The organism is Cronobacter turicensis (genome assembly GCF_041222865.1).
Lineage (GTDB): Bacteria > Pseudomonadota > Gammaproteobacteria > Enterobacterales > Enterobacteriaceae > Cronobacter > Cronobacter turicensis.
In genome coordinates, this window is sequence record NZ_CP165997.1 from 1476787 (window position 1) to 1500517 (window position 23731).

Consider the following 23731-nt stretch of genomic DNA (forward strand, 5'->3'; position numbering starts at 1 on the left):
AAATTATTCGCTCGCGGTCAGGGTGTCCTCAGGTTTCGCCCGGCGCGTAAAACGCAGGCGCAGTCTGTCGAAGAAGAGGTAGACCACCGGCGTGGTATAGAGCGTCAGCAACTGGCTCATCACCAGACCGCCGACGATCGTAATCCCGAGCGGCTGGCGCAATTCCGCGCCGTCACCGCTTGCAATCATCAGCGGCAACGCGCCGAACAGCGCCGCCAGCGTCGTCATCATGATCGGACGAAAACGCAGCAGGCAGGCCTGGAAAATGGCGTCGCGGGCGCTGAGCTGGCCGTTGCGCTGGGCCTCCAGCGCGAAGTCCACCATCAGTATCGCGTTCTTCTTCACGATACCAATCAATAGCATAATACCGATAAGCGCGATAAGGCTAAACGGGGCGTCAAACGCCTCCAGGGCCAGCAGCGCGCCGACGCCCGCCGACGGGAGCGTGGAGAGAATGGTCAGCGGATGCACGTAGCTCTCATACAAAATCCCCAGCACGATATAGACCGTGGCGATAGCCGCGAGGATTAAGATCACCTGCGAATTCATCGTCTCCTGGAAAACCTGCGCCGTACCCGCGAAGCTGCCGCGCACCGACGACGGCACCCCAAGGGAGGTCATGGTGCGGGTAATGGCGTCGCTGGCCTCCGAAAGCGACACGCCGGTCGGCAGGTTAAACGCGATGGTGGACGCCGCCGACAGCCCCTGATGGTTAACTGACAGCGGCGCGTTGGCGGGCCGCCATGTTGCAAACCACGAGAGCGGAATCGGCTTACCTTCGCTGTTCATGACGAACATCTGATCCAGCGCGCTGATATCCTGCGTATAACGCGGGTCGACTTCCATCACCACTTTGTACTGATTAAGCGGCTGATAGATGGTCGAAATCTGGCGCTGCCCGAAGGCGTTATTCAGCAGGCTATTGGCGTCCTGCACGCTGATGCCCAGACGCGCCATCGATTCGCGGTCATACACCAGGCTCATTTCCGCGCCGTTGTCCTGTTGATCGGAGTTCACATCCGCGAGCTGCGGCAGCTTAGCGAGCGCCTGACGAATTTTTGGCTCCCATTCGCGCAGCGCCGCCAGATCGTCTGACAACAGCGTGTATTGATAGCTGGCGTTCGACTGCCGCCCGCCGACGCGAATATCCTGCACCGCCATTAAAAACAGGCTGGCCCCCGGCTCGCGCGCGAGTTTTTTGCGCAGCCGGTCAATGACCTGCTGGGCGCTTTCGGTGCGCTCGCCGAGCGGTTTAAGCGAGATAAACATCATGCCGCTGTTCACCCGCGAGCCGCCGGTAAAGCCAGTGACGTTATCCACCGCCGGATCTTCGCGAATGATTTTCATGAAATCCTGCAATTTGCCGCGCATCGCCTGGAACGAAATGCTCTGGTCAGCCTGAATGCCGCCCATCAGCCGCCCGGTGTCCTGCTCCGGGAAAAAGGTTTTGGGAATGGAAACATAGAGCCAGACGTTTAGCGCGATGGTGGCCAGCAGCACCAGCCCGACCAGCCGGGCGTGGTTCAGCACCCAGCCGAGCGAGCGGGCGTAACCGCCCTGCAGCGCCAGCAACAGGCGGTTCACGCCGACACGACGGCGCGTCTCTTCACGCGGTTTGGTCTTCAGCAGCCAGCCGCACATCATCGGCGTAAGCGTCAGCGACACCACCAGCGAAATCCCAATGGCGACCGAGAGCGTCACGGCGAATTCCCGGAACAGCCGCCCCGGCAGCCCGCCCATCAGCAGCAGCGGCAGAAAGACCGCCACCAGCGACAGGCTCATGGAGAGCACCGTAAAGCCCACTTCACGCACGCCCTGAAGCGCCGCCTGCAGTGGTTTCATGCCCGCCTCCAGATGGCGCGAGATATTCTCCAGCACCACGATGGCGTCATCGACCACAAAACCGGTAGCGATGGTGAGCGCCATTAACGAGAGGTTATTGAGGCTGAAGCCGCACAGATACATGGCGGCGAAGGTGCCGATAAGCGATACCGGCACCGCGACGGCGGGGATAAGCGTCGCGCGCCCGGAGCGCAGAAACAGGAACACCACCAGAATCACCAGACCGACGGAAATCGCCAGCGACTGCTCCACTTCCGCCAGCGACGCGCGAATGGTCGGTGAGCGGTCCTGCGCGATTTGCATATCAATGGCGGCGGGGATGGTTTCACGCAGCTCCGGCAGCGCGGCGCGGATCCTGTCCACGGTCTCGATAATATTGGCTTCCGGGAGCTTGCGGATCATCAGCAGAATGGCCGGTTTGGCGTTGGTCATGCCCGCGTTGCGCACGTCCTGTACCGAATCGGTAACGGTCGCCACATCGCGCAGATGCACCGCCGCGCCGTTATTGTAGTGAATGATCAGCGGCTCATAGTCGGCGGCGGTTTTGAGTTCATCGTTGGTCTGAAGCTGCCAGCGGCGCTGCGTGTCTTCTATCGCCCCCTGCGGACGGCGCACGTTGGCGTTGCTGATGGCGCTGCGCACCGTATCCAGCGAGACGCCCTGGTTAAACAGCGCCTGCGGATTGAGCGCCACCCTGACGGCGGGCAGCGAGCTGCCGCCCACATCGACATCCCCCACGCCGTCAATCTGTGCGATGGTCTGGGCGAGTTGCGTCGAGGCGTAGTCGTAAAGCTCGCCCTGGGAGAAGGTATCCGAGGTGAGCGTCAGGATCATGATCGGCGCATCGGACGGGTTCGCTTTGCGGTACGTCGGGCGCGAGGGCATCCCGCTCGGCAGCAGGCTCTGCGCGGCGTTGATCGCCGCCTGCACGTCGCGCGCCGCGCCGTTGATATCGCGATCGAAATTAAACTCCAGAATGATGCGCGTACTGCCAAGCGAGCTGGTGGAGGTCATCTCGTTGACGCCTGCGATGCGCCCGAGCGAGCGTTCAAGCGGCGTTGCGACCGACGACGCCATGGTTTCCGGCGACGCGCCCGGCAGCGAGGCGCTTATCATGATCACCGGGAAATCGACCTGCGGCAGCGGGGCCACCGGCAGCAGCCGGAAGCCAAGCACGCCGCAGAGCGTTACGGCGATGGAAAGCAGAATCGTCGCCACCGGGCGGTAGATAAAGAGCGCGTAAAACTTCACTTACGCCTCCTCATCACGCGCGGGCAGACGGCGGCGAACGGCGTGGCCAAGGCGGTCGAACAGCAGGTAAATCACCGGCGTGGTAAAGAGCGTCAACACCTGGCTTACCAGCAGGCCGCCGACCATGCCGATACCGAGCGGTCGGCGCAGCTCCGCGCCGACGCCGGTACTGAGCATCAGCGGCAGCGCGCCGAGGAGCGCGGCGAGCGTGGTCATCAGGATAGGCCGAAAACGCAGCAGGCACGCCTGGTAAATGGCCTCGCGCGGCGTCATGCCCTGTTCGCGCTCGGCGGCCAGCGCAAAGTCGATCATCATGATGGCGTTTTTCTTGACGATGCCTATCAGCAGAATAATGCCGATGATGGCGATAACGTCCAGCTCGGCACCGGCGATAAGCAACGCCAGCAGCGCGCCGACGCCCGCGGTGGGCAGCGTCGAGAGAATGGTAATCGGGTGGATAAAGCTCTCATACAGCACGCCGAGCACGATATACATCGCCACCACCGACGCCACAATCAACCAGATAGTGCTGCCAAGCGCCGCCTGGAAGGCGAGGGTGCTGCCCTGGAACTGGGTGGTTATCTCGGCCGGAAAGGCGAGATCCGCCTCCGCCTGGGTGATGGCCTCTACCGCGTCGCCGAGCGAATACTCTTCCGGCACGTTGAAAGAGATCGTCGTCGACGGGAACTGGTCGAGATGGTTAATCGTGAGCGGACCGAAGCGCTGCTCGACTTTCGCAATGGCGCTGAGCGGCACCGTGCCGCCGTCGCTGCTGGTCAGTCGAATGCCGTCAAGCGCCGACAGGCCCGGCGTGGCGGCGGTGTCGTGCTCCAGCACCACCCGGTACTGGTTGGCCTGAGTGTAAATGGTGGAGATGAGCCGCTGGCCGAAGGCGTTATAGAGCGCGTTATCGACATCGCTCATGCTGATGCCAAGCCGGCTGGCGCTGGCGCGATCCACATTCACGTAAGCCACGAGACCTTTGTCCTGCCAGTCGCTGCTGACATCCGCGAGCTGCGGCAGCGTTTGCAGACGCGCCACCAGTTTCGGCACCCAGGTGCTGAGCGCCTCCAGCGAATTGGCCTGGAGGGTAAACTGGTACTGCGTGCGGCTCACCTGCGTGTCGATGGTGAGATCCTGAATCGGTTGCAGATACAGCGTTGCCCCCGGCACGCGGCTCGCGGCCTCCTGGAGGCGCGTAATAACCGTCTGCACGCGGTCGTCACGGTCATCGAGCGGTTTTAAGTTGATTTGCAGCCGCGCGCTGTTCAGCGACGGGTTGGTGCCGTCGACGCCGACAAACGAGGTGAGGCTCTCCACCGCCGGATCTTTCAGAATGATATCCGCCACCGCGCGCTGGCGTTCAGCCATGCTGGCGAACGACACCGACTGCGGCGCCTGCAACGTGCCCTGGATGATGCCGTTGTCCTGCACCGGGAAAAAGCCTTTCGGGATGACAACCCACAGCAGCACCGTCAGTGCCAGCGTGCCGAACGCGACGCCGAGCGTCAGCCACGGATGGTTCAGTACGCGCTTCAGGAGCTGGCCGTAGCGGGCAATGACACGGTTAATGACGCGCTCTGAGGCGCGCGAGAAGCGGTTCTGTTTGCGCAGCGATTCATGGCTTAACATGCGCGCGCACATCATCGGCGTCAGCGTCAGCGACACCACGGCCGAGATCAAAATCGCCACTGCCAGCGTCACCGCGAATTCGCGGAACAGACGGCCTACGATATCGCCCATAAACAGTAGCGGGATCAGCACGGCGATAAGCGAAACGGTCAGGGAGATAATGGTAAAGCCTATCTCGCCTGCGCCCTTGAGCGCGGCCGCCAGCGGTTTTTCGCCTTTCTCGATATAGCGTGAGATGTTTTCAATCACCACAATGGCGTCATCCACCACGAACCCGGTGGCAATGGTCAGCGCCATCAGCGTCAGGTTATTGATGGAGAAATCGAGGAACACCATGAGCGCGAAGGTGCCCACCAGCGACAGCGGCACCGCCACCGCCGGGATAATGGTCGCCGGAATATTGCGCAGGAACAGGTAGATAATCATCACCACCAGCGCTATCGCCAGCATCAGCTCAAACTGCGTGTCGTTGACCGAGGCGCTGATATTCGTGGTGCGATCGGTCAGCAATTTCACCTGCACCGATTTCGGCAGGCTTTCCGTAAGCTGCGGCAGAAGTTTCTGAATGGTTTCGGCGGTGGTGATGATGTTGGCGCCCGGCTGGCGCTGGACGTTCATCACAATCGCAGGCTGTTTATTAGCCCATGCGCCAAGCCAGGCGTTCTCCGCCCCTTGCTCGACTGTCGCCACGTCGCCAAGCCGCACCGGCGCGCCGTTCTTATAGGCGATGATCAGGTTGCGGTACTCGTCGGCGGATTTCATCTGATCGTTCGCGGAGAGCGTCACTGCGCGCTCCGGGCCGTCGAAACTGCCCTTCGCCGAGTTGACGTTCGCGCCGGTAATGGCGGTGCGCACCGTCTCGCTATCAATGCCCAGCGACGCCAGCGCCTGCGCGTTGAGCTTCACCCGCACCGCCGGACGCTGCCCGCCGGAGAGCGTCACCAGCCCCACGCCGGTCACCTGCGAGATACGCTGCGCGACGCGGGTTTCCACCATATCTTCCACCTGGGTCATCGGCAGCGCCGACGAGGTGACCGCAAGCGTCATAATCGGTGGGTCCGCCGGGTTCACTTTGCTGTAGACCGGCGGGTTGGGGAGATCGTCCGGCAGCAGGTTGGTGGCGGCGTTAATGGCGGCCTGCACCTCCTGTTCGGCGACATCCAGCGGCAGCGTTAGCTGAAACTGCAACGTCACCACCGAGGCGCCGCCCGCGCTTTGCGAGGCCATCTGCTTTAAGCCCGACATCTGGCCGAACTGGCGCTCCAGCGGCGCGGTAATGGCGGAGGTCACGACATCCGGGCTGGCGCCGGGGTAGAGCGTCACCACCTGAATCGTCGGGTAGTCTACTTCCGGCAGGGCGGAGACCGGCAAAAAGCGATAGCCGATGATCCCGGCAAGCAGGATAGCCACCATCAGTAGCGTGGTGGCGACGGGGCGCAGAATAAACAGGCGGGACGGGCCGCCGGTGGCGCTCGGAGGTAACACCTGCATCAGGAACGCGCTCCTTTGGCCGCGCGGGCGCTGTCGGTCGGGGCGCGCTCGCCGCGTTCAGGCTTCGCGGCATCCGCCGCCGTTTGCGCTTCCACCACGTCCACTTTCGCGCCTTCGGTCAGGCGGTCGATGCCGTCCGTCACCACGCGATCGCCGGCGGAGAGGCCCGCGGTGATGACCACGCTTTCGCTGTTCTGAATGCCGGTAGTGACGGTGTGTTTGCTCACTTTATTGTCATCGTTCAGCACCCAGACGAAGTGGCCTTCGTTACCCATCTGCAAGGCGGCGGTGGGGATCACGACCGCGTTCTGCTGGGTATCAATCAGCATACGGGCATTAACGAACTGATTCGGGAACAGCGCGTCATCTTCATTGGCGAAGCGCGCCTTGAGCTTGATGGTGCCGGTCGTGGCGTCAATCTGGTTATCAAGGCTCAACAACTCGCCGGTGCTGAGCTTTGTGCTGTTGGTGCGATCCCAGGCTTCCACCGTCAGGGGTTTCCCCGCCTTTTGCGCCTGCATCACGGCGGCGATATCGCTCTCCGGCAGGGTAAAGACAAGATCGATAGGGTGCGTCTGGGTCAGCACCACGATGCCGGTGGTGTCGCCGCTGGAAATCTGGTTGCCGATATCCACCTGTTTTAGGCCGACGCGCCCGTCAATCGGCGCGGTGATGCGGCTCCAGTCGAGCTGTAACTGCGCGCTGGCGACGGCGGCTTCATCGGCTTTCAGCGTGCCTTCGCTTTCACTGACCAGCGCCTGCTGGGCATCCAGCTCCTGGCGGGAGACCAGATTCGTCTTGCCAAGCTGCTGATAGCGCGCCAGATCGCGGCGGGCATTGGCGAGCGTGGCGCGATCTTTGGCAAGCTGTCCCTGCGCCTGGGCGAGCGCCACTTTAAACTGGCTCGGGTCGATTTCCGCCAGCAGATCCCCCGCTTTCACCTGCTGGCCTTCTTTAAAGTGAATCGCCATCAGCTGACCGTCCACACGGCTGCGCACCGTCACGGTATTCGCGGCGGTGATAGTCCCAAGGCCGGTGAGATAGCGCGGCACCGCCTCGCTGCGCGCTGTCGCGGCCTGCACCGGGGCAGGGGCGCTGCCCATGCGCATCGCGGCGCGACCGCCCGCGTGCTGTGCTTTACCTGAAGGAGCCTCTGTTGCGGCGTAACGCCAGTAGAGGAGAGCGGCCAATGCCACCACAACAATACCGGCGATGACCCACCCGCGCTTTTTAACCGTGCTTTTCATAAGCAGTACGTCTTCTTTTCCTGAAACGATTAGGCGTAATGATACAAGTTTAGTGAGCCTTCACCGCGGAAAGATGGAGGAAATATGAAACACCGTTTAGAAGTGTCTGAATCGCGCACGTTTACGAGACGTCTCGCAGCGCTGGTATCCGTCTCTGGCAGGGCCTTAAAACCGCTTTTAAAGTATGGTTTTATCGGTGGGTATAAACTATAGTTTATGAGGGATGGTTATGGCATGGACGGTGATTTTTACCGATCGTTTCAACGACTGGTATCAACAACAGCCCGAAGGATTACAGGATCGTATCGCTGCGCTGTTATGGACTTTGCGCTGCTCCGGCCCCCTCGTCGGGCGTCCGCTGGTGGATACGGTAAAAGGTTCACGCTATCCCAACCTTAAAGAGCTGCGTGTTCAGTATGGCGGTGAGCCCTGGCGCGTATTTTTTGCGTTCGACGCCGCCCGGCAGGCCGTGGTGCTCTGCGCTGGCAATAAACGTAGCCAGAAACTTTTTTATGACGCGTTAATCAGGCAGGCGGAGGAAGAATTCTTCCTGCATGTGCAAGCGATGGAGAAACAAAATGAAAACTCTTGATGACGTAATGGCGGACTTTTCCCCGGAACGGCAAGCTGAAATTCTGCGTATGGCTGACCAAATCGCGCTGGAGCACGGCCTGCCGCGCATTCGCGAAGAGAGAGCGTTTTCGCAGCAGCAGCTGGCGGAGATAATGGGCGTGACGCAGCCCGCTATCGCCGCCATTGAGCAGCGCGGCAAGGAGATCAAACTGTTGACGCTCAAGCGTTATGTCGAAGCGCTGGGCGGCAAGCTCTCTTTGCTGGTAGAGCTGCCCGAAGGCAGCAAAGTGATCCCGGTCTGACGGCGCTTGTTACTGAAACACCACCTGCGCCCAGCGTGCAAGACCGGCGGTGACGGAGCCGAAATCGTCGCCGCCCTGTACCGGAATACCCGGCAGTTGCGTTTGCAGCGCCTCGCGGATCAGCGGTGAACGCGCGCTGCCGCCGGTGAGATAAATCACGTCGGGGCGTTCGTTGCTTGCCGCAAGCGCCAGCGTGACCTGCTCAAGAATACGCTGTAGCGGCGGGTTAAGCGCCAGCGCGAGCGCCTGCTGGGTGATTTCCTGGCTCAGTTGCGCCTCGATAAACGGCAGCGCGGTCTGGCAGAGTGGAGCCTGCGAAAGCGCGATTTTGCTCTCTTCCGCCGCGCGCACCAGCCGGTAGCTCAGACGCTGTCGCCACACTTTTTGCAGCAACGCCACTTTTTGCGGCTCGCGGGCATCGCGCGCTAAATCCGCCAGCAGGCGTCCACAGGCGGCGCTGTAAAAATCGCTCTGCGCCGGAACATCGTTGATAGCGCAGGCGTTCCACCATGGCAGTACCGGCAGCGCGGTGCCTTTTTCGGTTTCGCCGCCCATGCCAAGTAATGGCATCAGCTGTTTAAACGCCAGCGCGATATCCAGATCGTTACCGCCCACACGACAGCCGCTGTGGCCGAGAAGGCTTTGATCGCGGTCGCGACGGGCGCGCCACTGCGGACCCATCAGCAGCAGCGAACAGTCGGTGGTGCCGCCGCCGATATCCACAACCAGCACGCGCTGTTCTTCACGAAGCGTCGCTTCAAAGTCGAGACCGGCCGCGACCGGCTCATACTGAAACACCACATCGCGAAAACCGGCGCGGTGCGCCGCACGTTCCAGAATGCCCTGCGCCTGACGGTTGGCCTCATCGCCGCCGAGCCCCTGGAAGTTGATCGGACGGCCAATCACCGCCTGGTCTATCTCCGCGTTCGCCTGCTGCTGCGCCGTCTGACGAATATGTACCATCATCGCGCAGACCAGATCTTCAAACAGCGCGACCTGCTGCGGTTTCAGCCCGCTGGCGCCGAGAAACGACTTTGGCGACTTCACGAACCAGACCTCTTCCGGATCGTCCATGTACTGGCGCAGCGCGCTCAGGCCGAACTGCACGCTACCGGGCGTGACGTCGATGCTCTCTTCGCGGTTATAGCTCACCGCGCGACGCAGCAGCGCCTGCGTTTCCGCGCCGCTCGCCTCGACATTCTGATGACGATAAAGCCATTCGCTTATCGCCTCGCGCACCGGCGCGCCAATCATGGACGGCAGCAGCGTCGAGCCCTGCTCAAGCGGCAACATCTGCGGTACACCGTCGCGCATGACGGCCACAGAGCAGTTGGCGGTGCCGTAGTCAAAACCGATAAACATTCACATATTCCCCATGCCGTGAAGAAGGGGGGCGACTTTAGCGAAATGTCGCGTCGGCGGCAAATGGAATAACCGCGCAAGGCAAAAAAAGGCCGTAGCGATTAAGCTTTAGAAATCATCAACAAAGGAGACGCCATGTTTACGCTTCGCTATCAGCCGCCTTACGACTGGCCATGGATGTTACGTTTTCTCAGCGATCGTGCCGTGGCGGGCATTGAAGAGGTGAGCGAAAGCCGCTACCGGCGCACGCTGGCTATCGGCGTGCATCAGGGTTGGTTTAGCGTCACGCCGCATCCGGCGCGCGCGACGCTGACGCTCGACATGAGCGACGGCCTGCTGCCGGTGGCGGAAGCGGTGCAGGTGCGTGTGGCGCGGCTGTTCGATCTGGATTTCGACCCGACGCCGATGCTGGAGACGCTCGGGCCGCTCGCAGCCAGCAGGCCAGGGCTGCGGTTACCGGGTTCGGTGGATGTGTTTGAGCAGGGCGTGCGCGCTATTCTCGGGCAGCTCGTCAGCGTGGCGATGGCGGCGAAGCTGACCGGCAAAGTGGTGCAGGCGGTGGGCGCGCCGCTTGAGGATGGAACCGGCTGGCGCTTTCCGACGCCTGAAGAGATGGCAGGCGCTGAGCCTGCGACGCTCAAAGCGCTCGGGATGCCGCTGATGCGCGCGGGGGCGCTTATCCAGCTTGCCCATGAACATCTGGCCGGGCGGTTTCCGATCACCTGCCCGGAGGATGTGGCGGCAGGCGTGAAAGCGCTGACGCAACTGCCGGGCATCGGTCCCTGGACGGCGAATTATTTCGCGATGCGCGGCTGGCAGGCGCCGGATATCTTTCTGCCGGACGACTATCTGATTAAGCAGCGTTTCGCGCCGATGACGCCCGCGCAGATCCGCCGCTATGCCGCGCGCTGGCAGCCGTGGCGCACCTACGCGCTTTTACACATCTGGTACGCTCAGGACTGGCAGACGCCGCTTAGTGAATAGCGAAATAGCTGGTGGCGAGGCGTGCGGTTAGCGCCTGCGTCTGGGCCACCGTTTCGCCGTAAACCAGATCGATGCCGACGTTGGCAAGCGTTTCCAGCAACGATTGCTGGTCGGCGGGGCCGGCGATGGTTTGCAGGCCGAGACGGCGCGCATTGCCCATCACAATCGTCAGCAGCATTTCATCCATCAGGCTCGCATGGGCGTCGGTCACCAGATCGCTTGCCACCATGATGTAATCGGCGCAGGCGGCAGAGAAATGTTCAAACACTTCCAGCTCGCGGCCGATGTGGCTCAGCACGACCCGGCAACCCGCTTCACGCAGACGCGCCAGATGGCGGCGCGCCGTCGCGGCATCCTGCATTAACACCTCGCTGTTGATAATCAGATGCAGCAGGCGCGGCGGCAGCGGGCTGGCGGCAAGCTGCGCCAGCAACGCATCAAGGCGCTGCGCGTTTAACAGCGTCGCGCCGGAGAGCGTCAGCGCCACGCCGACCCCTTTGCGCGCCACATTTGCGGCGTGATCGCGAAAGAAATCGGTCATCATGCGGGTGTCCAGCGCCTGTATCAGCTCCGGGTCGGTCAGCCCCGCGCGGAAGCTGCGCTCCTCTATCATTTCGCCTTCGCTGGTCCACAGGCGCAGCGACAGCAGCCAGAAACTGGCGCTTTCCGGCACGCGCGGCGAGGCGACTGGACGCACCATCAGCACATGATGGTGTTCGCTTATCATGCGCTGCTGCTCCTGGGCGGTCAGGGTGCCGCGGCCATTATGAAGCTGCTGCTGGTGCGGTTCGTAAACCGTCACCACGCCGCGCCCGGCGTTCTTCGAGGTGTAACAGGCGATATCCGCCTGCGACATCACTTCCTGCGCCTGGTTATTTGTCGCCTCGATAAGGGTAATCCCCGCGCTGGCGCCGATGCGGTGCAGACGGCTCTCCCAGACAAACGGGTATTCATTGATGGCCGCCACGATGCGCTCGCAGATAGTGCGGGCGTTCTCCAGGCTGCAATCCGGCAGCAGCAGGCCAAATTCATCGCCGCCAAGGCGCGCCAGCACGTCAGTCGTGCGCAGCATCCCCAGCATCAGCGACGCGAGTTCCCGCAGCAGCGCGTCGCCTGCCGCATGCCCGGCGGAATCGTTCACCGCTTTAAAACGATCGAGATCGATATAAACCAGCGCGTGGCGCTGATGGTTGTCGCTGACGCTTTGCAGCAGCCGCTTGAGATGGGTTTCAAAGCTTACGCGGTTGGCGAGATGGGTGAGGGCGTCGTGCGAGGCGCTGTAGCTCAGCTGGCGCAGCATTTTGCGCGATTCGGTAACGTCATGGATAACCAGCACCGAGCCGATATTTTCCCCTTCCAGCGTGCTGAGCGGCGTAATGGTGTAATGAATGTCGTAATTGCCGCCGCTGCGGCAGTGCAGCACCACATCCTGTTCAATGCCGGTGCCGGCCTGCGTGGCTTCGCCGTTGTGAATATCGTTAAGCAGCGGGCCGTTATCGCCAAACGTGATACGCAGAATCGCGAGGATTGGCTGGCCAATAGCCTCTTCCTGACGCCAGCCGCTCATTTTCTCGGCGACCGGGTTCATAAAAGTGACGTTCATGTCGATATCGGTACAAATCACCGCTTCGCCGATAGAATCGAGCGTGATATGCAGCCGCTCTTTCTCCTGGAACAGCGCCTCGTTAAGCTGTTTCACCTCGGTCATGTCCATGTTCACGCCGAGCAGCCGCTCCACCTCGCCCTGTTTATTCAGCACGCGGTTGGCCAGCGCGCGAATGTGACGCACGCCGTTTTTCACCTGAATGCGATATTCCATCTTAAACGGCACGCGCGCGCGCAGCGCCTCCTGGATGGTGGCTTCCGCCTGGGCGACATCTTCTTTGAGCAACCGCGATTTCCAGAGCTGATAGGTCGGGCGCGTGTGCGGCGGCACTTCGTAAAGCTCAAACATGCGCTGATCCCAGGCGAGCACATCGGTGCCAAGTTCCCACTCCCAGATGCCGATGCCGCCTGCTTCGTTGGCGAGCGTAATACGCTCCATGAGGCGTTTGTTCACCCATTCGGTGCGCTTGAGATCGGTAATGTCCTCCACCTGGGCGATAAAATAGAGCGGCGAGCCGTCGCGCTGGCGCACGATAGAGACCGCCAGCAGCGCCCATACCACATCGCCCGCGCGGGTGTAGTAGCGCTTCTCCATCGAGTAGTTATTCATCTCGCCGTTCAGCAGCTTCTCGACCTGCGCCATATCGGCATGCAGATCTTCCGGGTAGGTCATCTGCTGGAAGCTCATATTCGCGAGCTGCTCGGGCGTATAGCCAAGAAACGTACAGAGCGCTTTGTTAACCTGCAGGAAGGCGCCTTCTGTCGAGACCAGCGCCATGCCGATGGCGGAATATTCCATCGCGTTGCGAAAGCGCGTTTCGCTCTCGGTAATGAGCTTGCGCTCTTCCCGGGAGGCGTACATCACCATTGTCATCACGTTAGCGGGCAGCAGGATCATTAAAAAGGGCAGCCAGGGCGCATTGACTACCACGCCTTCGTGCGGCAAATCGATAAGCGTCGGGTTAGTGGCGATAACAAAAGAGACCATCATGACGGTGGCGAGAAAGACCGTGAACGCCTCCAGCCGCGGCAGGCGGATGGCGCTCCACATCAGCAGCACAATCACGAAGGTGAAGGGCCACGGCATATAGTGCAGCGCCAGCCAGCTGCACAGCAGCGTGACGCAGAGCGTCGCCAGGCTTTCGGCCAGCAGGCGCGGGCTGCGATGACGCAGCAGGTAGCGCGCTTTAAACAGCAGCCCGAGCGGCACCAGCGCGAGCGCGCCGATGGTTTCCGATAAGATCCACACCAGCGCCAGGCGCAGCGTGATGTGGACATCGCTGATGGCCGTCAGGAGCAATGCCCCCACCAGCGGCGGCACCACGGCGCTGGCGAACGCCAGCCGAATCCAGTTGCTGAGATTTTTTAGGGGGTTGTACCAGGGCAGCAGTTTGCGCAACAGGATTGCGCCCACGAGCGCTTCAACAATGTTGATCGCGGTATAAGAGATCTCAAGGTGCGCGGCCGGGAACAGCGTCAGGCTCGCCAGTACCGTGCCCGCGCCGCAGACCAGCGCAATCGGCGCCCACAGGCGCAGGGCGTGACGAAAGAACGCCACCATCATAATGGAGGTCGGGAACCACAGCGGGGCCAGCAGCGTGTCGAATAGCGTCAGCTCAAGCGAAAAGAGCGTAAAAATGTAGGTCAGTAAGCCCAGGCTTACTAAGCGCAGCAGAGGATGCGGCGTGGCCGCAAGCTCCTGCTTGTTCTTTTTTTTAATCATTACCACATAATCCGCATAGGCATTGCCGTCAGGTGCAATACCCGGACGCATCAGGAAAAATGTTTCGGTTATGCTAGTACAAACAATTTACAATTCCTATGGCGTCTGCTCATAAATTAACTGTGGTGAATAATAAAAAGCGCGCCGGAGAGCCTGCGCCTCGCTTAATGCCTGTTTACACGGCGAAAAACACCGCTTTTCACCTGCCGCAGACGACAGAATTTGCGCACTTATTCTCACGATCGCAGCATCGACTGGTATCAATTTCGTGAAATCCCTATAATTGCCGCGTCTGACGCGACGGCGTCACCCTTCCTTTTCTCTTTATTATGTAAACCAGGTCGCTAATTTATGACTGACAAGTCCCATCAATGCGTCATCATCGGCATCGCCGGCGCATCGGCTTCAGGTAAAAGCCTTATCGCAAGTACCCTCTATCGGGAGCTGCGTGAGCAGGTCGGTGATGAACACATTGGTGTTATTCCAGAAGACAGCTATTACAAGGATCAAAGTCATCTGTCCATGGAGGAGCGGGTTAAAACCAACTATGACCATCCGAACGCGATGGATCACAACCTGCTGTTTCAACACCTGCAAATGCTGAAAGCAGGTAAACCCATCGAGCTGCCGGTTTACAGCTACGTGGAGCACACCCGTACCGCGCAGACGGTGCATATCGAACCGAAAAAGGTGATTATTCTGGAAGGGATCCTGCTGCTCACCGACGCGCGTCTGCGCGAAGAGATGAATTTCTCGATTTTCGTCGATACCCCGCTGGATATCTGCCTGATGCGCCGCATTAAGCGTGACGTCAACGAGCGCGGCCGTTCTATGGACTCTGTGATGACGCAGTATCAGAAAACGGTGCGCCCGATGTTCCTGCAATTTATCGATCCTTCCAAGCAGTACGCCGACATCATCGTGCCGCGCGGAGGCAAGAACCGCATCGCTATCGATATTCTCAAGGCGAAAATCAGCCAGTTCTTTGAATAAGCTGCGTTTTGCGTGTACCGTTCCAGAAGTTACCCTCAGGCTTTCGGCGTTTGCCGGAAGCCTGAACACATCAGGAGAGTGTAATGCGTCTTTGTGACCGAGATATTGAAGCCTGGCTGGATGAAGGCCGACTGGCGATTACCCCGCGTCCGCCGGTGGAGCGCATTAACGGCGCCACGGTGGATGTGCGTCTTGGCAATAAATTCCGCACCTTCCGCGGCCATACCGCCGCGTTTATCGATTTAAGCGGCCCGAAAGATGAAGTGAGCGCGGCGCTCGATCGCGTCATGAGCGACGAAATCGTGCTGAACGACGGCGAGGCGTTTTACCTCCATCCGGGCGAGCTGGCGCTGGCGGTGACCTATGAGTCCGTCACGCTGCCTGCGGATCTGGTCGGCTGGCTTGACGGCCGTTCGTCGCTGGCGCGGCTCGGGCTGATGGTGCACGTCACGGCGCACCGTATCGATCCGGGCTGGCAGGGCTGTATTGTGCTGGAGTTCTATAATTCAGGTAAGTTGCCCCTGGCGTTGCGTCCTGGCATGTTGATTGGCGCGCTGAGCTTCGAGCCGCTTTCCGGCCCGGCAGAGCGCCCGTACAACCGCCGTCAGGATGCGAAATATCGCGATCAGCAGGGTGCTGTCGCCAGCCGTATAGACAAAGACTAAGCGCCCGCGGGCCGGTCTGCAGAGGATGCCATGAGACGAGTTCTGACCACGCTGATGATCTTACTGGTGGTGTTTTTCGCCGGTCTCTCCGCGCTGGTGATGCTGGTAAATCCCAACGATTTTCGCAGTTACATGATAAGCCAGGTCGAGCGGCGCAGCGGGTATCAGCTGAAGCTGGATGGCCCGCTGCGCTGGCACGTCTGGCCGCAGCTTAGCATTCTCTCGGGACGGATGAGCCTTACCGCGCCCGGCGCCAGCCAGCCGCTGGTCAGCGCCGATAACATGCGTCTGGATGTGGCGCTGTTTCCGCTGCTCTCGCACCAGCTTTCTGTGCGTCAGGTGATGCTGAAAGGCGCGGTGGTGCAGCTCACGCCCCAGAGCGAGGCGCGGCACGAACCCGGTGCGCCGGTCGGACCGAAAAGCAGCGCGCCGCTGGTAGAAGATACCCGCGGCTGGTCGTTCGACATCGCCCGGCTTAAAGTGGCCGACAGCGTGCTGGTGTTCCAGCATAAAGATGATGAGCAGGTCACTGTTCGCAACATCAATTTGCAAATGGAGCAGAACGAGCACCACGACGCGCAGCTTGAACTGAGCGGCAAAATCAGCCGCGATCAGCGCGATCTGACGCTCTCACTCACCGCCGCGCTGAACGCCGCCGACTATCCGCAAACCCTGAGCGCCACGGTGTCGCAGCTCTCCTGGCAACTGCACGGCGCCGATCTTCCCCGTGACGGCATCACAGGCGAGGGCACGTTCCAGGCCCGCTGGCTTGAGGGCGACAAGCGGCTGGAATTCAGCGCGCTTAACCTGAAAGCCAACGACAGCCAGCTTGCCGGGCAGGGGAGCGTGACGCTTGGCGACACGCCGGCCTGGGATCTCGATCTGCATTTCAGCGCGCTGGATCTGGATAAACTGCTCGCGCCGGACCCGGCCACCACTACCGCCGTCGCCCAGCAGGGCCAGCAGAGCGCGTTGCCGCGCCCGGTGATTGCCGCTGAAGTGGACCAGGCGCCGTATGTGGGGCTGCGTGGTTTTAACGCCAGCGCCCGTATTCGGGCCGACAGCGTGCGCTGGCGTGGGCTGACCTTCAGCAACGTCAACACGCAGATGCGCAATCAGGCGGGGCTGCTGACGCTTAGCGCGCTGACCGGCAAACTCGGCGCGGGCGAACTGTCGCTGCCGGGAAGGCTTGACGCGCGCGATGATGTCCCGGACGCGCGTTTTACGGTCAACGCGAAAGATATTGAAGTGGGCGAGATCCTGCGCGCCTTTAATTATCCTATCGCGCTGACCGGCAAAATGAGCGTTGACGGTAAGTTTCAGGGCGATCGCATCGACGCCCAGGCGTTTCGTGAAAACTGGGAAGGCGAGGCGACGCTTGCGCTCAAAGGCAGCCGCATGGAAGGGCTGAATTTCCAGCAGCTTATCCAGCAGGCGGTAGAACGCAGCGGCGGCGGGGTGAGCGCGCGTGAAGATTTCGACAACGCCACCACGCTCGACAGCTTCACCACGTACGCGACGCTGGATCACGGCGAGCTGACGCTTGACGAGATGCAGGGGCAGTCTTCACTGCTGGCGTTACGCGGGGAGGGCACGCTCGATCTGGTGCGCGAGCAGTGCGACACGCGCTTTAAAGTGCAGGTGACCGACGGCTGGAAAGGCGACGATAAACTGGTGCAGTGGCTTAAAGCCACGCCAGTGCCACTGCGCGTCTACGGCCCGTGGAAAGCGCTCAACTACAGTTTGCAGGTCGATCAGCTGTTGCGTAAGCATCTGCAGGATGAAGCCAAACGTCGGCTGAGCGACTGGAGCGAGCGCCATAAAGGCAGCAACGACGCGCAGGATGTGAAAAAATTGCTCGATAAACTGTGAACACCACCACACGAAAAAGCGGCCCAGGCGGCCGCTTTTTTTATGGCGTTACGCCGCGGCGGTCGGTGTTTCCTGCGGCACAGCCTGCGAGGTGATTCGCACTTTCTGAATACGATGGTGTTCCACCGCAAGCGTGGTGAGCCGGTAATGTCCCACCTGGACCGTTTCGCCCACGCCCGGAATGCGTTGCAGATACTCCATCATCAGTCCGGCGAGCGTGTGGTACTCCCGCTTCTCGTCAAGCGGCAGCGGAACATACTGAATCAAGTCTTCCAGCGGCATATGGCCGTTGGCGGTCCAGCTACCGTCGGCGTTTTTCTGAATGTCGTGGCGCGCGTCAATCTCTTCCACTTCGTTTGGCAGATTACCGGCGATGGTTTCCATCACGTCGCTCAGCGTCACCACCCCCTCCACCGAGCCAAACTCGTCGACCACAAACGCAAAGTGAGTGCGGGCGTTGCGAAACTGCTCCAGCGCTTTTAACAGCGGCAATCCTTCCGGGAACACCAGCGGCTGGCGCACCAGCGCGCGCAGGTCGAGCGGCTCGCCGCGCAGCGACTGTTGCAGCAAATCGATGATGTGCACCACGCCGAGCAGTGCGTCCTCGTCTTCGTCACTGCGGATAACCACGCGGGTATGCTGATTGCGCTCAAGCAGGGCGCGTACCTGCGCCTCCGGCGCGTTGATATCGATATGCTCGACGTCGTGACGGGAGGTCATAATGCTATTGACGGTGCGCTGGTTAAGGTTCAGCACGCGTTCAATCATCCGTTGTTCCTGAGGATTGAACAGGGGATGGTTGTCGTAATCAGCGAGCAGCGACGCCGTCTGCGGGTCGAGATCGGCGTCTTCTTTCTTACCGCTGATAAGCCGCATCACGGCTTCCGTGGTGCGCTGGCGCAGCGTCTGATTGGCGGTGGAGAGAAAACGGCGGCGGTTGAAAATCGCGAGCTGGTTGAGGGCCTCGATAATAATAGAAAAGCCAATGGCCGCGTAGAGATAGCCTTTTGGAATATGGAAGCCGAAGCCGTCGGCAATCAGGCTGAAGCCTATCATCAGCAGAAAGCTGAGACAGAGGATAACAATCGTCGGGTGATGATTCACAAAGCGCGTCAGCGCCTTGCTTGCCATCAGCATCAGGGAGACGGCGATAATCACCGCCGCCATCATGACCGCCAGGTGATCCACCATGCCGACCGCGGTGATGACCGAATCAAGCGAGAAGACCGCATCGAGGATGACAATCTGCGCCACCACGGCCCAGAATTTCGCGCCGCGCCGCTGCGTCGGGTTTTCCGTGTCTTTGCCTTCGAGCCGCTCGTTAAGCTCCACGGTCGCTTTAAACAGCAGGAACAGGCCGCCCAGCAGCATGATTAAATCGCGGGCGCTGAAGCTGAAGCTTTTGATGGTTAACAGCGGTGTGGTGAGGGTCACCAGCCACGAGACGGAGGCCAGCAGGCCGAGACGCATCACCATCGCCAGCATCAGGCCGGTAACGCGCGCGCGGTCGCGCTGGGCGGGGGGCAGTTTTTCAGCCAAGATGGCGATAAACACCAGGTTGTCGATTCCGAGCACCAGCTCCAGCACGATAAGCGTGGCCAGACCTGCCCAGATCGAGGGGTCGGCAATCCATTCCATATGAGGTCAGTTACCTTTTAAGATAAATAGCAGTCTGATGATCCTGGATAAATCGCGCTTAAATTGCAACGCGAGGCAGAATTATCTTAACGGCGAAGAGTGGCGGGAAATTAACCAAATGTGGCAAATAAAAGCTAATAAATAGCCAGATGCCATATTTTGGTCATAATGAAAAAGAATGAAATAATAATATTACCCGGATATATCTTAATTATATTGTCTGCGTAGTTTATACACCCCTGTCTGTCAACATGAAGAAAATCCTAAAAGTAATAAAATGGGCTGTTCATATTATTCTTAAAAACAGCCTTGCAACGATGCGTTAACTTGCCTGCCAAAACTTTAGCTGCAACAATCCACTCAGCATTTCTTATTCCCACCGGCACACAAGGATTTTTCTTTGTGCGTTCTGGATGAGCAGTGCGCCAGCGTAATGAACCGTCTCTTGCAATAAGATAAATCCAATTGGAAGAGGCTCCACAGGGGTGTGTCAATATAACCGTCTGTTTTTGCAGTAGATTGGTAACTGAAAGCCAAGGGCGGTAGCGTGCCTGAAGTCTGTCAATTAGCCTCAATTATTCTGTCAATAGTATATGGGTAAATAAGCGACTTTTAGGAATGATTCCAGTTATATTCTGGCGCCTGACGCCGCATTCTTGATGCAGGAACAAGCGGTACGGTGGCTTATTTAAAGGGTCAGAATAATTACTCTGCCAAAGTGATAAAAATTCAATGATGAAATCCAGACTGAAATTGATGCCTTTATTGGTGTCTGTAACCTTGATGAGCGGTTGCACTGTTTTTCCCGGCAGCAATATGTCTACGATGGGAAAGGACGTGATCAAGCAACAGGATGCAGACTTTGATCTTGACCGGATGGTGAACGTATATCCGCTGACGCCGCGACTGGTAGAACAATTACGTCCTCGTCCGAACGTGGCTCAGCCGAATATGTCTCTCGACCAGGAGATTGCCAACTACCAGTATCGCGTAGGGCCGGGCGATGTACTCAACGTTACCGTCTGGGATCACCCGGAACTCACCACGCCTGCGGGCCAGTACCGCAGCTCCAGCGACACCGGTAACTGGGTGCAGCCGGACGGCACCATGTTCTATCCCTACATTGGTAAGGTCCACGTTGTTGGCAAAACCCTCGCTGAAATCCGCAGCGATATTACCGGCCGTTTAGCGCAGTACATCGCTGACCCGCAGGTGGACGTTAATATCGCCGCATTCCGTTCGCAAAAAGCCTATATCTCAGGGCAGGTGGCGAAATCGGGCCAGCAGGCCATCACCAACGTGCCGCTGACCGTGCTGGATGCTATCAACGCCGCAGGCGGTCTGACGGACGCCGCTGACTGGCGCAACGTCGTGCTGACCCATAACGGTCAGGAGCGCCGCATCTCCCTGCAGGCGCTGATGCAGAACGGCGATCTGAGCCAGAACCATCTGCTTTATCCGGGCGATATCTTATTCGTTCCACGTAATGACGATCTGAAAGTCTTCGTGATGGGCGAAGTGAAGAAACAGAGCACGCTCAAAATGGACTTCAGCGGTATGACGCTGACCGAAGCGCTCGGCCAGGCCGAAGGTATCGATCTGACGACGTCTAACGCGAGCGGCATCTTTGTTATCCGTCCTCTGCGCGGCGACACCCAGCGCGGCGGCAAGATTGCCAACATTTACCAGCTTGATATGTCCGATGCGACTTCGCTCATTATGGCGACGGAATTCCGTCTGCAACCGTATGACGTGGTCTATGTGACCACCGCACCGGTGGCGCGCTGGAACCGTCTTATCAACCAGTTGCTGCCGACCATCAGTGGCGTCCGTTACATGACGGATACAGCAAACGACATTCACAAGTGGTAACGCCTATGTTTAACAAAATACTTGTGGTTTGCGTGGGGAACATCTGTCGTTCCCCTACCGCGGAGCGATTGCTTAAACGCCATCTGCCGGACGTGACGGTCGCGTCCGCAGGCCTTGGGGCGCTGGTCGGGAAGGGTGCAGACGCCAGCGCGGTGAGCGTGGCGGCCGCGCACGACCTCTCTCTGGAGGGCCATGAGGCCCGCCAGTTAACCAGCGCGATGTGCCGCGAGTACGACTTAATCCTCGCCATGGAAAAGCGTCATGTCTCCTCGATTTGCGACATGGCGCCGGAGATGCGCGGCAAAGTGATGCTGTTTGGTCACTGGGACGACCAGCGCGATATTCCCGACCCGTATCGTAAGAGCCGGGACGCCTTTGAGGCGGTTTACGCACTTCTGGATCACTCTGCCCGCCAGTGGGCGCAGGCACTGAAAACGCAGCAGGGATAACGATGACTGATAAAGTGAGACATTCTGCCGCCCCGGTGGAGGGCGGCGACGAGATAGATATTGGACGCCTGGTGGGCACTGTGGTGGAAGCACGCTGGTGGGTGCTTGGCATTACGGCGCTGTTTGCGCTGGGCGCGCTGATTTATGTCATGTTCGCCACTCCCATCTACAGCGCCGACGCGCTGGTGCAAATCGAGCAGAATCAGGGCAACTCCCTGGTGCAGGACATCAGCACGGCGCTGCAAAACAAGCCGCCCGCGTCGGATGCGGAAATTCAGCTGATCCAGTCCCGTCTGGTGCTCGGCAAAACCGTCGACGATCTTGATCTCGACATCGCCGTTCAGAAAAAGACGTTCCCGCTGTTTGGTTCGGGCTGGGAACGCCTGATGGGCCGCGCCGACGAAACGATTAAAGTGACCACTTTCGAGCTGCCGAAAGGCATGGCGGAGGATGAGTTCACGGTCGCGGTGCTGGGCCCGAAACAGTATCAGCTTACCAGCAGCGGCGGTTTTAGCGCCCGCGGCGAAGTGGGTAAACCGCTGAGCAAAGACGGTGTGAAAATGATGGTGGACCAGATTCACGCGCAGGAAGGCAGTGAATTTACCGTCACCAAATACTCCACGCTCGGCATGATCAATCAGCTGCAAAACAACCTGACGGTTACCGAAACGGGTAAAGACACCGGCGTGCTGAGCCTGACGTATATGGGCGAAGATCGCGATCAGATCCGCGATATCCTGAACAGCATCACCCGTAATTACCTTGAGCAGAATATCGAGCGTAAATCGGAAGAAGCGGCCAAAAGCCTGGCGTTCCTCGCCAAACAGCTTCCGGAAGTGCGTTCGAATCTGGATATCGCCGAGAACAAACTCAACGCGTATCGCCAGCAGCAGGATTCTGTCGACCTGCCGCTGGAGGCCAAAGCGGTGCTGGACTCGATGGTGAACATTGACGCTCAGCTCAACGAGCTGACGTTCAAAGAGGCGGAAATCTCCAAGCTCTACACCAAAGCGCACCCGGCGTACCGCACGCTGCTGGAAAAACGCCAGGCGCTGGAAGATGAAAAAGCGAAGCTGAATAACCGCGTCACCGCGATGCCGAAAACCCAGCAGGAGATCGTCCGTCTGACCCGTGATGTGGAATCGGGCCAGCAGGTGTACATGCAACTGCTGAACAAACAGCAGGAGCTGAAAATCACCGAGGCGAGCACCGTGGGCGATGTGCGTATCGTCGACCCGGCTATCACTCAACCGGGTGTTGTGAAGCCGAAGAAAGCGCTGATCGTGCTTGGCAGCATTATTCTCGGCCTGCTGCTCTCCATCGTGATTGTGCTGCTGCGCTCGCTGTTTAACCGCGGTATCGAAAGCCCGCTGGCGCTGGAAGAGGCGGGAATCAACGTCTACGCCAGTATCCCGCTCTCTGAATGGCAGAAATCGCGCGACAGCGTGAAGACCGTCAAAGGGGTTAAACGCTTCAAACAGAGCCAGCTGCTGGCGGTAGGCAACCCGACGGATCTCGCCATCGAAGCTATCCGCAGCCTGCGCACCAGTCTGCACTTCGCCATGATGCAGGCGCCGAACAACGTCCTGATGCTGACCGGCGTGAGCCCGTCTATCGGTAAAACGTTTGTCTGCGCCAACCTGGCGGCGGTGATTAGCCAGACCCACAAACGCGTGCTGCTGATCGACTGCGATATGCGTAAGGGCTACACCCATGAGCTGCTCGGCACGACCAACGTCAACGGGCTCTCTGATGTGCTGGCAGGGCAGGGCGATATCAGCCGCTGCGCGCAGAAAACCTCTGTGCCGGGCTTTGACCTGGTGCCGCGCGGTCAGGTGCCGCCGAACCCGTCTGAGCTGCTGATGAGCGAACGCTTCGCGGAGCTGGTGAAATGGGCGAGCGCGAACTACGACATGGTGCTTATCGATACGCCGCCGATTCTGGCCGTCACCGATGCCGCCGTCGTCGGCCGCCACGCCGGCACCACGCTGATGGTCGCGCGTTATGCGGTCAACACGCTTAAAGAAGTACAGACCAGCCTGAGCCGCTTCGAGCAGAACGGCATTGAAGTCCGGGGGGTTATCCTTAACTCCATCTTCCGTCGCGCTTCCGGCTACCAGGACTACGGCTACTACGAGTACGAGTACAAATCGGACCACAAGTAACGGCGTCCCTCCCCACCTCGCCCTCCCGCTCTCTGCGGGAGGGTAAGCAACCCCAACGGCAGGCT

At 59.7% G+C, this 23731-nt stretch carries 15 protein-coding genes; 9 read left to right on the top strand and 6 right to left on the bottom strand.

From position 1 onward, the window contains the following. Positions 1-3: 3 nt before the first annotated feature. From mdtC to AB8W27_RS07090, 3 genes are read right to left on the bottom strand one after another with little or no spacing between them, the layout of a single operon-like run. Complete coding sequence (gene mdtC, locus AB8W27_RS07080; RefSeq protein WP_015741807.1) at positions 4-3093, bottom strand: multidrug efflux RND transporter permease subunit MdtC; 3090 nt, start codon at positions 3091-3093, stop codon at positions 4-6. Next, positions 3094-6216 carry an MdtB/MuxB family multidrug efflux RND transporter permease subunit gene (locus AB8W27_RS07085; protein WP_041923731.1) on the bottom strand — a complete coding sequence of 1041 codons (3123 nt, stop codon included), beginning with the start codon at positions 6214-6216 and terminating at the stop codon, positions 3094-3096. Then, the gene (locus tag AB8W27_RS07090; protein WP_041923730.1) at positions 6216-7463 is read right to left on the bottom strand and encodes an MdtA/MuxA family multidrug efflux RND transporter periplasmic adaptor subunit; all 1248 of its coding nucleotides are present in this window, start codon (positions 7461-7463) and stop codon (positions 6216-6218) included. The genes AB8W27_RS07085 and AB8W27_RS07090 overlap by 1 nt, the downstream gene beginning before the upstream one ends. Positions 7464-7692: 229 nt before the next feature. Between AB8W27_RS07090 and AB8W27_RS07095 the strand changes: the two genes are divergently transcribed. Next, positions 7693-8055, top strand: coding sequence for a type II toxin-antitoxin system RelE/ParE family toxin (locus tag AB8W27_RS07095; protein ID WP_015741804.1), 363 nt, complete (start codon positions 7693-7695; stop codon positions 8053-8055). Beyond that, positions 8042-8338 (top strand): helix-turn-helix domain-containing protein, encoded by a 297-nt coding sequence (locus AB8W27_RS07100; protein WP_015741803.1) that lies wholly within the window; start codon positions 8042-8044, stop codon positions 8336-8338. The genes AB8W27_RS07095 and AB8W27_RS07100 overlap by 14 nt, the downstream gene beginning before the upstream one ends. 9 nt (positions 8339-8347) lie before the next feature. Here the strand turns inward: AB8W27_RS07100 and yegD are convergent, their stop codons facing one another. Next, entirely contained in the window at positions 8348-9700 is a 1353-nt protein-coding gene (gene yegD / locus AB8W27_RS07105) for a molecular chaperone (protein ID WP_015741802.1), read from the bottom strand. A gap of 135 nt (positions 9701-9835) precedes the next feature. Between yegD and alkA the strand changes: the two genes are divergently transcribed. Next, on the top strand, positions 9836-10684 hold the full coding sequence (gene alkA / locus AB8W27_RS07110; RefSeq protein ID WP_041923729.1) for a DNA-3-methyladenine glycosylase 2: 849 nt from the start codon (positions 9836-9838) through the stop codon (positions 10682-10684). On the opposite strand, the gene AB8W27_RS07115 is transcribed toward alkA, so the two are convergent. After that, a complete protein-coding gene (locus tag AB8W27_RS07115; protein WP_081469652.1) occupies positions 10674-14063 on the bottom strand; it encodes a diguanylate cyclase in 3390 nt (1129 codons plus the stop codon). The genes alkA and AB8W27_RS07115 overlap by 11 nt on opposite strands. A 300-nt stretch (positions 14064-14363) precedes the next feature. On the opposite strand from AB8W27_RS07115, the gene udk reads away from it, so the two are divergent. The 3 genes from udk to asmA all read left to right on the top strand — a co-directional run bounded on the left by udk (position 14364) and on the right by asmA (position 17542). Further along, positions 14364-15005, top strand: coding sequence for a uridine kinase (gene udk, locus AB8W27_RS07120; protein WP_004386755.1), 642 nt, complete (start codon positions 14364-14366; stop codon positions 15003-15005). A gap of 83 nt (positions 15006-15088) precedes the next feature. Next, complete coding sequence (dcd, locus tag AB8W27_RS07125) at positions 15089-15670, top strand: dCTP deaminase (protein WP_007699522.1); 582 nt, start codon at positions 15089-15091, stop codon at positions 15668-15670. A gap of 30 nt (positions 15671-15700) precedes the next feature. Then, a complete protein-coding gene (gene asmA / locus AB8W27_RS07130) occupies positions 15701-17542 on the top strand; it encodes an outer membrane assembly protein AsmA (protein ID WP_015741798.1) in 1842 nt (613 codons plus the stop codon). Between the two features lie 48 nt (positions 17543-17590). Here the strand turns inward: asmA and AB8W27_RS07135 are convergent, their stop codons facing one another. Continuing rightward, positions 17591-19180, bottom strand: a complete 1590-nt coding sequence (locus tag AB8W27_RS07135) for a TerC family protein (protein ID WP_015741797.1) — start codon at positions 19178-19180, stop codon at positions 17591-17593. 732 nt (positions 19181-19912) lie between these two features. On the opposite strand from AB8W27_RS07135, the gene AB8W27_RS07140 reads away from it, so the two are divergent. From AB8W27_RS07140 to wzc, 3 genes are read left to right on the top strand one after another with little or no spacing between them, the layout of a single operon-like run. After that, the gene (locus tag AB8W27_RS07140) at positions 19913-21052 is read left to right on the top strand and encodes a polysaccharide export protein (protein ID WP_015741796.1); all 1140 of its coding nucleotides are present in this window, start codon (positions 19913-19915) and stop codon (positions 21050-21052) included. A gap of 5 nt (positions 21053-21057) precedes the next feature. Continuing rightward, positions 21058-21501: a low molecular weight protein-tyrosine-phosphatase Wzb gene (gene wzb, locus AB8W27_RS07145; RefSeq protein WP_015741795.1), complete on the top strand. Its 444-nt coding sequence runs from the start codon at positions 21058-21060 to the stop codon at positions 21499-21501. Positions 21502-21503: 2 nt separating this feature from the next. Further along, complete coding sequence (gene wzc / locus AB8W27_RS07150) at positions 21504-23666, top strand: tyrosine-protein kinase Wzc (RefSeq protein ID WP_041923728.1); 2163 nt, start codon at positions 21504-21506, stop codon at positions 23664-23666. Positions 23667-23731: the final 65 nt, after the last annotated feature.